The sequence below is a fragment of the uncultured Limnohabitans sp. genome, assembly GCF_937889215.1.
GTDB lineage: Bacteria > Pseudomonadota > Gammaproteobacteria > Burkholderiales > Burkholderiaceae_C > Limnohabitans_A.
The window spans coordinates 1-5,500 of record NZ_CALBEX010000410.1 but is presented as its reverse complement, the minus strand read 5'-3'; the positions used below and the strand labels follow the sequence as shown (position 1 = coordinate 5,500).

The window sequence follows — 5,500 nt, the reverse complement described above, 5'->3', positions numbered from 1 at the left end:
GAGGTCAGAGGGCCATCGGGGACCTTGATGCTCAAAAACTCCAAATGCTCTTCGTAGTTGGCACTGGCGATGGAATACGCCCGCAACAACGGCTTGCCGTTGTCGCCGCGCAGGCCGATCATGGTGAAGTGCCCGTTTGAAAAGCGCAAGGCCTGGTCACGGGTGGTGGTGAAGCTGAACAGGCGGTCCGTCCAGTGGTGAACGCTCAAAACGCGTTCTTCAAGAAATGCACTCATTTGATGTGTCTGGGTTTTGGTCGGGCGAGAGACCCAATGCCAATGGAGGGTGCTGAAAGCTTGCTACAGTTACGGCCTGCAAGACCACAGAAAAGACGGTGCGGTTGCACCAACAACCCGTATTCTCGTGTGAACCGCTTCCAACTGGAAATACGGAAATTCTATATCCGTATAACCAGCGCTTCTTAAGATACATCAAGGCTGACAATCACCATGGCACGCAACGTTCAATGCATCAAACTCGGCAAAGAAGCAGAGGGTCTGGATTTTCCGCCCTACCCCGGTGAGCTGGGCAAGCGCATCTGGGAAGGCGTGAGCAAGCAAGCTTGGGCTGACTGGCTCAAGCACCAGACCATGCTGGTCAATGAAAACCGCCTGAACCTGGCCGATTTGCGTGCCCGCCAGTACCTGGCGCGCCAAATGGAAAACCACTTCTTTGGCGATGGCGCAGACGCTGCTCAGGGCTACGTGCCCCCGCCCGCCAGCTGATGCCCAGCGGCGCTTGACTCCCCATTTTTGAAACCTTGAGCCCCGCTGCCGAGCCGCGCCAAGCCCTGGTCATCGGTGCTGGCTTGTCGGGCTCGGCCGTGGCCTACAGCTTGGCTGTGCGCGGCTGGTCAGTCACGGTGCTCGACCGAGCAGCAGGCGTGGGTGCTGGCGCGTCGGGCTTGCCTGCAGGGCTGGCCGCGCCCCATGTCTCGCCCGACGACAACGTGCTCTCGCGCATCACGCGTGCGGGCGTTCGGGCCACGCTGCAGCGGGCTCAGGCGCTGCTGCACAGCGGCACCGATTGGGCCCTGACCGGCGTTCTGGAACACAACCTGGCGGGCAAACGCAGGCTGCCCAGCGACAACTTGGCCTCAGACAGCGGGCATGACGCTCCCTTGGACAGCCCTCTGGGCATGACGCAACAAGCCAGCGCCGCGCAAATTGCTGCGGCCGGGCTCCCCCCCGGCACGCCCGCGCTCTGGCATGGGCATGCGGGCTGGGTCAGGCCCCGGCAGTTGACGCTGGCGCAGCTGCAAACACCAGGGGTGCAGGTGCGGTGGTCGCAAGCCGTGCACGCCATTGAGCGGCGCGACCAAGCTTGGACTGCGCTGAACGCGCAGGGGCACACCGTGGCCCAAGCGCCTTGGCTGGTGGTCGCCAGCGCTTTTGACAGCCTGGCTTTGCTGCGGTCTCTGCCCGGCTTCGCAGTGCCCTTGAATCCTCTGCGCGGGCAAGTCAGCTTTGGCCACATGGCCGACTTGACGAACGCCCAGCACCAGCGGCTGCCGCCTTTTCCGGTCAACGGCCACGGCAGCTTCATCAGCGGCGTGCCCACACCAGAAGGGCCACCGGGCTGGTTCATCGGGGCCACTTTTGAGCGCGACTGCACGCAGGCCCCCGTACGGTTGGAGGACCACCTTGCCAACCAGCTGCGCTTGGCCTCGCTCTTGCCGGCCTTGGGCGAAGCCATGGCCGGGCAATTCGGGCCAGACCGGGTGCACGGTTGGGCCGGTTTGCGCTGCACCTTGCCCAACCGCTTGCCGGCGGTCGGCCCCATCGACCGCCTGCGCTTGCCGGGCCTGTGTCTGAGCGCAGGCATGGGCGCACGCGGCATCAGCCTGGCCGTGCTGTGCGGCGAACTCACCGCGGCATGGATGAACCAAGAAGAGCCGCCCTTGCCCGCAGCTTTGGCCAAGCACCTGGCGGCCGAGCGATACGCTCGCACATAGCTTGTCGAGAACTTTCAAATCCGGCTAGGGTGCAGCTCTGCATTCTGTTTGCGCTGGGCCGTATCCACTCGTGCGGCGGCTACACCGACCACGGCCCCACGGCCCAGCCCGTTAGCCATGTTCTGGCACACCCCATAGGCGGGCATGACACCCATTTATTGAGATCCTGGTGTTTAATTTGGTTTAATTTTTGAATATTTAAGAAACCATGCAACCTCGGCTTGACCCTGACGTAAGCACTCTCACCGCCAGCAAACTCCCCCCAGAACAAGCCACTGCCTTGGCACAATTGGCCGATGCCGTTTTGCACGGTGGCGTCCATTTGATGATTTCCGCGCAGAACGCGTCTTTGGCTCAGCACGCTGGTGCGGCTTTGGATGCCTGGTGGCGAGCCTTGGCGCCGCATGTGGAGGTGACCCATTTTTCAAGCCAAGCGCCTTTGGCCTGGATCGGCCACATCAACCACATGGTGTCACGGCAAGGGTTGGCGAAGGCCATGCAAACCCCCATCACCCAGAACAGCCCCCAAGAGGTGGCGGTCATCCACGAAGCCGATCAGTTGCAGACTGCAGACTTAGATCTGCTCCAAAATTTGGTCGCGCAAATGCCAGGCCTGCCCGTTCGCTGGGTCCTGCTGTGTCATGCGCCGCACGCAGACCTCAGCCAAACAAAGCGTCAATATGCCCCTGAAAACACCCCCCCTGTGCCGTGGGTCAACTGGCACATAAACGAACCTACGCCCCAAGCCCCGCCCCCTACAGAGGCCAAGCTGGGCAAGGGCCCAGTGCGTGAGGGCCTCGCGCATTCAATCGGTGCCCTGACCGTCCGGCAGAACTCGCATGGCTTGGTGATGGGGTTGAGCGCCGTGCTGCTTGTGGCTTTCTTGTGGACGGCGATGCACCTGGAACGCCCTACCCAGCAAACCAATGTGCCGCCCCATCTGCCCGAAAGTCGAAGCAAGGCCGATGCCCCCCACGCCGACGAGACGGCTCCGGCCACAGCCGCGCTGACCCCAGTCAAAGTGGGCAGCCTTGACGCATCAGTCCCTGAAGAGATCGCGTTCCAACAAGTCCAGTTAACCATCCCGATGTCGCCTTGCGAGGAGCCCAATGGCTGGCCAAGGTCTCACCCGAGCACTTCGTGCTGGAGCACGGCCGATTTCAAAACGCCCCTCAAGCGCAAAGCCTGATTCGCGCCCGCGCCGAGTTGAGAAATGCACGGGTGATCATGCTCAGGCCCAGCGAGGCCAAGGAAAACCGCTTTGCCATCATCACGGGCCCGTTCCAGTCCGAGGGCCGGGCTCAAAATTACAAAGTTCGGGAAAACTTACCAGCCCAAGTACGCGTGCTCAGCGTCTCCCGTGTTTTGCAGAACACCGAGCCCGCCCGCAACACCCCTTGAGCGGTTTCACTTCATGGCATCGGCAGGACGGCGGGCCTTGACGTAGGCATCGGTGGGCAAATAGTTTTTGCCATCGGCATAGCGCCACTGCACCAAAGTGCCTTTGCCGCCCCGTTGGTCAAGTTTGCCCACATACGCCCCCATGGTCGACTGCTGGTCAATGGCGCGGTACTCGGCCGGGCCAAAGGGGGTGTTGAACTTCAGGCCCCGCATGGCGATGACCAATTTCTCGTTGTCGGTGGACTTGGCCTTTTTGATGCCGGCAAAGATCGATTGCATGGTGGCGTAGCCCACCACAGAGCCCAGCTTGGGGTTTTCGTTGAACTTCTTGTAGTAATTGGCGGCAAAGCTGGCGTGCTCCGGCGTGTCCAGCTGGTCCCAGGGGTAACCCGTCACGATCCAACCCTTGGGCGTTTCGTCCTTGAGCACGTCCAGGTATTCGGGCTCACCCGACAGCATGGACACCACAGGCGTTTTGGGGAACACATTGCGCTGGTTGCCTTCGCGCACCAGCTTGGCCAAGTCGGCCCCAAACGTGACGTTGAAGATCGCATCCGGCTTGGCCGCCATGGTGGCCGTGAGCGTGCTGCCCGCGTCGATCTTGCCCTGGGCCGGCCACTGCTCGCTCACGAACTCAATATCCGGGCGCTTGGCCTTGAGCAGTGACTTGAAGTTGGCCACTGCGCTTTGGCCGTATTCGTAGTTGGGCGCGATCGTGGCCCAACGCTTGGCAGGCATCTTGGCCGCCTCTTCCACCAGCATGGCCGCCTGCATGTAGGTGCTGGCGCGCAGGCGGAAGGTGTAGCGGTTGCCTTTTTCCCAAACAATGGCGTCGGTCAAGGGTTCGCTGGCGATGAACAAGCGCTTGTTTTTGGCCGCGTAATCCGCCAGCGCCAAACCCACGTTGGACAAAAAGCCTCCCGCCAGAATGTCCACCTTTTCTTTGGACGTCAGCTCAATGGCGTGGCGCAAAGCCTCATCGGGCTTGCCCGCATCGTCTCGGGCAATCACCTCCACAGGACGCCCCAGCAAACCGCCTTGTGCGTTGATCTCTTCTACCGCCAGCTGCCAGCCTTGTTTGTAGGGCTGGGTGAACTGCGGGATGGCCGAATAACTGTTGATCTCACCGATTTTGATCGGGGTCTGGGCCAGCACGGAGGTCGTGGCAGCGGCTGCGGTCAACAGGCCAGTGAAGATAAGGCGGTTCATGTGTTCAATCCGTGAGTGGGTGCCAAAACGCGTCACTTTAACAGCCGACCCCGTGGGTTTCGCCGACGCCATTCAGTGGACCGCATTCGCGCGGGGATTCGCCTGAAGACGACCACACAAGCCGCAAGCTGGTTGCGACTGCCGCGCCGCCAAGGCCCGCCAAACTGGCCAAGCGCAAGGCCTTATATGACCATGGCATATCGACCCAACTTAAAAATCGTTGGTGCTTGCACCCAGCCCACTTACAGTCGCCTGCATGGTTGATTTGGCATATGTTTTTGCGGGTTTTTTTGTCGGCATTGTGGTGGGCCTGACAGGGGTGGGCGGCGGCTCCTTGATGACACCGATCCTGATTTTTTTCTTTGGCGTCAAGCCTTACATGGCCGTGGGCACCGACTTGCTGTTTGCAGCCATCACCAAGATGGGGGGCACCGTGAGCTTTGCGCGCCAGCGCATCGTGCCTTGGCGCGTGGTGGGCTGGCTGAGTGTGGGCAGCATCCCGGCCGCCCTGATGACATTGGCGACTTTGCACTGGATCGGCCCGGCCAACCCGCAGGTCCAGTCCGTGATGACCCACAGCTTGGGCGTGGCCCTGCTCTTGACGGCGGCGGCCATGCTCTACAAAACACTGCGCGGCAAACAACTGCCTCCCTCCCTCGGTGTTGCCGACCAAGAGCGCGCGACCCAACCCCGCCACTGGAGCTTGCCGGTGCTCTTCGGTGCACTGATTGGGGTGCTCGTCACCTTGACATCGGTGGGTGCAGGGGCGATTGGCGTGAGCGTCCTGCTGCTGCTCTACCCCTTGCTTCCGCTGCCGCGCATCGTGGCCGCCGACATCGCTTACGCCGTACCGCTCACCTTGGTCGCGGGCCTGGGTCACGCGTCTTTGGGCTCGGTGGACTGGCCTTTGCTGGCCAAGCTGCTGGCCGGCTCACT

Annotated in this window: 7 protein-coding genes; 5 read left to right on the top strand and 2 right to left on the bottom strand. The window is 61.7% G+C overall.

What is annotated here, in order from left to right:
- Positions 1 to 236: FAD-binding oxidoreductase (locus tag Q0341_RS10405; RefSeq protein WP_299512942.1), on the bottom strand; the 236-nt coding region annotated here is incomplete at its 3' end.
- Between the two features lie 213 nt (positions 237 to 449).
- On the opposite strand from Q0341_RS10405, the gene Q0341_RS10400 reads away from it, so the two are divergent.
- The 4 genes from Q0341_RS10400 to Q0341_RS10385 all read left to right on the top strand — a co-directional run bounded on the left by Q0341_RS10400 (position 450) and on the right by Q0341_RS10385 (position 3,355).
- Positions 450 to 725 (top strand): oxidative damage protection protein, encoded by a 276-nt coding sequence (locus Q0341_RS10400; RefSeq protein WP_299512940.1) that lies wholly within the window; start codon positions 450 to 452, stop codon positions 723 to 725.
- Positions 726 to 760: 35 nt separating this feature from the next.
- Entirely contained in the window at positions 761 to 1,954 is a 1,194-nt protein-coding gene (mnmC, locus tag Q0341_RS10395; RefSeq protein ID WP_299512938.1) for an FAD-dependent 5-carboxymethylaminomethyl-2-thiouridine(34) oxidoreductase MnmC, read from the top strand.
- A 208-nt stretch (positions 1,955 to 2,162) separates the two neighbouring features.
- Positions 2,163 to 3,143, top strand: coding sequence for a hypothetical protein (locus Q0341_RS10390; protein WP_299512936.1), 981 nt, complete (start codon positions 2,163 to 2,165; stop codon positions 3,141 to 3,143).
- On the top strand, positions 3,050 to 3,355 hold the full coding sequence (locus Q0341_RS10385) for a hypothetical protein (RefSeq protein ID WP_299512933.1): 306 nt from the start codon (positions 3,050 to 3,052) through the stop codon (positions 3,353 to 3,355). The genes Q0341_RS10390 and Q0341_RS10385 overlap by 94 nt, the downstream gene beginning before the upstream one ends.
- Positions 3,356 to 3,361: 6 nt before the next feature.
- Here Q0341_RS10385 and Q0341_RS10380 read toward each other — a convergent pair whose 3' ends face one another.
- Entirely contained in the window at positions 3,362 to 4,564 is a 1,203-nt protein-coding gene (locus Q0341_RS10380; protein WP_299512931.1) for an ABC transporter substrate-binding protein, read from the bottom strand.
- A gap of 256 nt (positions 4,565 to 4,820) precedes the next feature.
- On the opposite strand from Q0341_RS10380, the gene Q0341_RS10375 reads away from it, so the two are divergent.
- Positions 4,821 to 5,500: sulfite exporter TauE/SafE family protein (locus tag Q0341_RS10375; protein ID WP_299512929.1), on the top strand; the 680-nt coding region annotated here is incomplete at its 3' end.

Coding starts and splice junctions, on each gene's coding strand:
- Q0341_RS10390 (WP_299512936.1), top strand. CDS start 2,163: ATGCAACCTCGGCTTGACCCTGACGTAAGCACTCTCACCGCCAGCAAA.
- Q0341_RS10380 (WP_299512931.1), bottom strand. CDS start 4,564: ATGAACCGCCTTATCTTCACTGGCCTGTTGACCGCAGCCGCTGCCACG.
- Q0341_RS10400 (WP_299512940.1), top strand. CDS start 450: ATGGCACGCAACGTTCAATGCATCAAACTCGGCAAAGAAGCAGAGGGT.